General features: G+C 38.0%; 1 protein-coding gene. It reads right to left on the bottom strand.

The features are described from left to right. Window positions 1-235: 235 nt before the first annotated feature. Complete coding sequence (locus tag Q361_RS13520; RefSeq protein ID WP_103727247.1) at window positions 236-907, bottom strand: hypothetical protein; 672 nt, start codon at window positions 905-907, stop codon at window positions 236-238. Between the last annotated feature and the right edge of the window lie 571 nt (window positions 908-1,478).

Below are 1,478 nucleotides of genomic sequence, written 5' to 3'. Positions count from 1 at the left end.
AAAAAAGCCACGAAGTTCGAGTATTCATTATTCTTCCTTTAAGGAACCTGGAAAAATTTCTTCCGGAATTTTTCCGCGTATAGCAGGCAACGTTTTGCCGCTTTGCGAAGGCGGGGATTTTCAGCACTAAACTTCATTAGATGCACAAAGTTAGAATTAAGCACTTCACTGTCATAGAAGCACGAAACCCCCGCTTTTGCAAAACGGCTGTTACCAGTAGTGCTTTCTTCTGTCTTCATACAAATTTAGCGTCTCTTGTTAATTTACTTTTGTCTAAGTCAAGGTCGTTACTGAACCAGTCGGTCAAGACTTTTTCAATTTCCTTTTTATTAAATGTCATTGGATTTCGTCTTGATTTTAAGTAATTCTCTCTCGTCATTTTTTCAGCAACTTGTCCAACTGTTTGTAAGTCAAGTTCGTTTCCGACCTTATTTGCGAGCCAAAGTCCAGTGATAGAAAACACAAGTCCTATAAGTCCGATTTGCCAATTAAAGAATAGTCCAACGAGAGATGCGAGAAGTAAAATTCCAAGCGTCCCCGTCACCCAATGTGGTGGTCGCAAAATATTTAGATTAAAACCTAAATGACTTTCTAATTTCTTTGTCTTTGAACGTCTGCTTTGTCTTGGCAAAAGGTCGGCAAGTTGAAAATCTGTCGATATTGTCTTATTGTCAATTTGAAGTGTCGATGAAATTGCGTCACGAAGTTTGTAAAACGCTTGTTGACTTGTGCAGTCGTCCGAATTGTCAAGTTTTATTTTATTTGCAATATGGTCGCAGAGTTGTCCAAAGGTTGTGATATGAACTAACTCGTCACCAACAAACTTGATGTCAAACGAAGTCTCAACTTTTACGAGTAAGTCTTCGATGTCTTCTGGGTCGATATTTTTAAGTTCGTAGTCTGTCATAGCATTACTGGTAACGTTTTGTGGCTTGACGCAGAAGCGAAGCCAGCGAACGGCTAAATTTCTGCTAAAGATAAACATTTTCGTGAAAAAGTGACTTCAATTTAAGATAAATTGAGCTATTGCGCCAAACCGCTGTTGCCTGCTGTGCGAATCTGCGTTTTTTCTGTTGTCTGTCGAATAGTTTTTTTCTTTCAGTTTTTCCCGCTTTCGCTTTTAAACAAAGTTTTCAGCTTTCGGCATTTCTGATTTTCTTGTCGATTTATTCTTTTAATATGTTTCAGATTTCACGTTTTAAGTAGAAATTTCCGCACGTTTTCTGTTACATTTCAGTTTTCTGTCCGATTTCGTTCAGCCGTAATTTTCTGATAAAGTTCCGACAAAAAAAGAAAAGAAAAGCCACGAAGTTCGAGTATTCTTTATTCTTCCTTTAAGAAACCTGGAAAAATTTCTTCCGGAATTTTTCCGCGTATAGCAGGCAACGTTTTGCGGCTTGACGCAGAAGCGAAGCCAGCGAACGATTTAATTTCTGCTAAAGATAAACATTTTCGTGAAAAACGGACTTCAATTTAAG

The sequence above is a fragment of the Flavobacterium croceum DSM 17960 genome (assembly GCF_002917885.1).
In the GTDB taxonomy this organism is placed as follows: Bacteria; Bacteroidota; Bacteroidia; order Flavobacteriales; family Flavobacteriaceae; genus Flavobacterium; species Flavobacterium croceum.
This window is presented reverse-complemented; position numbering and strand designations above follow the sequence as displayed.